Genomic DNA, 2803 nt, shown 5'->3' with positions numbered 1-2803 from the left:
ATCACGGCCAGCGGCAGCCACATGTAGATCGCGCGGGTCGGGGCGATGGGTTCCTCGTCTTCGGCCAGCACGCTGCGGCCCTGCCCGGCGGTCTTCATCGGGCCGAAGACGCGGCCTGTGAACACGGTGAAATAGACGCCCACCAGCGTCAGCAGGGCATAGAAATTCCACGGGATCGTGCCGGCCACGACGCCGATCGGGCTCTCGAAGCCGAACGGCTCGACCAGGCCGAGAGCGTAGGCGCCCCAGCCATTCAGCAGGATCAGTGTGCTCACCGGCGCCGACGTGGAATCGATGATATAGGCCAGCCGCTCCCGGCTCAGCCCATGCGCGTCGAACAGACGCTGGCCCAACACCCCACTGCTGAGCAAGCTGACATTGGTCTCCACAAAAATAACCGTCCCAGCAACCGCCGGCGCGAGCGCCGCGCGGCGCGGGGTGGAGGCAAGGCCGCGCTTCATCAGGCCACTGACCAGCGCCTCGACGCCGCCGGAATCGCGCATCCATGCGATCAACGCGCCGATCAGCAAGCAGAACAGCAGGACGCGCGTATTGCCTGTGCTCTCGAACACGCCGACGGCCCGGTCAATTGCGCCGAGCGCGCCCATGCCGGGATGGAAGCTGGCGATCAGCGTCTCCGAAGCCAGCAAGGCGAGCCCCAGCGCAGCATAGACATTGCGCGTCACCAGCGCGACGAGGATCGCCAATACCGGCGGCAGTACAGTCAGGATTTCCAGGGCCCAGCCTCCTTGTGTGCAAGCCCCTCACCTAAGCGCATTCGCCGCCCGATGCCCAGCGCCCTGCGTGCATCGAGAGGTGCAAGCCGGGATGTGACGCAGAAATGCGCGGATTCAGGCCGCCATCACAAAACTGTGAGATTCTCCTCAGAAGGGACTCGACTCATGCCCGTTTTTGGGGAATCATTTCGGTAAGCCAACGACATCCAGGCGGGAGCAGACCCGCTTCAGGAACGGTGGCAAGTACGTCGCCCTGGCAGGAAGGGCCAAGCCAGAAGCAAGGCTGTGAGAGCAGCGGCGCAAAGGGTTTGGAAGGACCGCGAGACAAAGCAGGCGATGTCTTCGACAGGGGAGCTAGACCCCGGAGCGAAGGGCTGTGAGGCGTGACCGGAGCGCGATCCGAAACACGTCACCAAAGGAAAATCCCTCGGGATTACCGGCGGTTAGGTCAGGACAGCACGTAATTCGCCCGTGCGATTACATGTCTGAAACTGATCCGGGAGACGGCCTTGGGCGCATGCCCGCTCGCAAGAATGTGGCGGCGACCAGACCGGATCCTGACAAAGGGCAAAAGAAAAGGCCCGCTTCCGCGAGCCTGATCTGGAACCCGGTGTCCATCGAGGACCGACAACGAGTGCATGCACAGTGTATCGGTAGTCTGATTCGAAACACCAGAGAAGGTGTGATCGTCCGCGATCACACCTTTTTTTGCGCCCGGTGAAATTCAATTTTCGCGCCTCAGGCGAACTCGCGCACAGTTATGCCCGCAACCTCCCCTGCCCTTCACGCGTAACTTCAGCGAACCCACCCAGAAACCCCGCTATACCCGAAAGGCCCCTTCACCATGCTCGCCCTGATCGAACCCGTCTTCGGCCTGATCGGCGCATGGGGTCTGTTCGCCGCCATCGCGCCGAAGTTGCGCACGGAAATCTGGTGGATGCGTGTCTGGGTCTATGGTCGTCTTCAGACCTGCCTTGTTCTCCTCGCTGCAGCTGCCCTCTACACCTCACTCTACCCTGCCGCCGAACTCGGCAATGCCAGCCTGCTGATGGCCTATGCCGTCGCCTTCCTAATCTGCGCCGCAGACATTCAGCCTTACCTACCGGGCCGCAAACGCGAACTGCGCCGCGCGAAAGCAGGTGCCAACGGTACGCCGCTCTCAATTCTGCTGATAAATGTACTGCAGGAGAATGAGGACCACACCGCCGTCATTTCCCGCATTCGCGACAGCCATGCCGATGTCCTCTTCCTGTCAGAAACCAATGCGCGCTGGCGCGATGCATTGTCCGACCTCGAAAAGGACTATCCCCACACCTACCTTTTGGACAAGGAAGACCATAACGGCCTTCTGTTCTATTCACGCTACCCGATCAATCAGGCCCAGGAACGCTATTTCTGTCAGGATCACGTGCCGTCACTCACGATGGACATCGACATGGCTGGTAGTGAGGTGCGTCTTTATTGCATCCACCCACGCCCGCCACGCCCCCGCGACGACACACAGCATCTTGATGACGAGTTGATGATCGTCGCCGATGAATTGCGCGAGCAGGAGCGACCTGCTCTGGTGATCGGCGATTTCAACGAAGTCGGCTGGTCCTGGATGGTGCGGGAGTTCAAGCAACATGCCGGCCTTTGCGATCCCAAGCGCGGGCGCGGTCTCTACAATTCCTATGGCGCGAAAAACCCTTTCCTGGCTTGGCCGCTGGACCACGCCTTTGTGACACGGGATTTCGACCTCGTGACCATCCGGCGCCTTCGCCCATGCGGATCAGATCACTATCCGATGCTTTATGGTTTTCAACTGCGGTCGGTTTGATTGGCATCCCTCTGATTACTGTGTAGGTTCTGCTTAACCATAAACAGGGGGATGGTGATGCGGCCAGTTACACTCACTATCAGCTTGATGGTCTTGGCGACCATCCTCGTCGGGTGCGAGATCTCGGAGACCGCTCAACGCGCGCCCGCCTCAGTTGAAGTCGTCACGCCCGACCCCGGTCCATCAGAGCGGCAGGAGATGCCCACAGCGGCCCCTTACCGTCCGGAGCAAAAACCTCCTCGCCCCA

General features: G+C 60.8%; 1 protein-coding gene and 2 pseudogenes. 2 read left to right on the top strand and 1 reads right to left on the bottom strand.

All coding sequences use genetic code 11. The features are described from left to right. Positions 1-707: pseudogene (locus L53_RS05915) on the bottom strand (sodium:proton antiporter); the annotation flags it as partial. 874 nt (positions 708-1581) lie between these two features. Between L53_RS05915 and L53_RS16280 the strand changes: the two are divergent. Next, the gene (locus tag L53_RS16280) at positions 1582-2556 is read left to right on the top strand and encodes an endonuclease/exonuclease/phosphatase family protein (RefSeq protein WP_051607650.1); all 975 of its coding nucleotides are present in this window, start codon (positions 1582-1584) and stop codon (positions 2554-2556) included. 57 nt (positions 2557-2613) lie between these two features. Beyond that, positions 2614-2803, top strand: a pseudogene (locus L53_RS17275) (hypothetical protein); the annotation flags it as partial.

The organism is Hyphomonas sp. L-53-1-40 (assembly GCF_000682775.1).
Classification (GTDB): Bacteria; Pseudomonadota; Alphaproteobacteria; order Caulobacterales; family Hyphomonadaceae; genus Hyphomonas.
Note: the sequence above shows the minus strand (reverse complement) of the source record. Positions and strands in the feature narration are given on the sequence as shown.

Excerpts from the sequence above, each read along its gene's own strand:
- L53_RS16280 (WP_051607650.1), top strand. The coding sequence starts at position 1,582 with ATGCTCGCCCTGATCGAACCCGTCTTCGGCCTGATCGGCGCATGGGGT.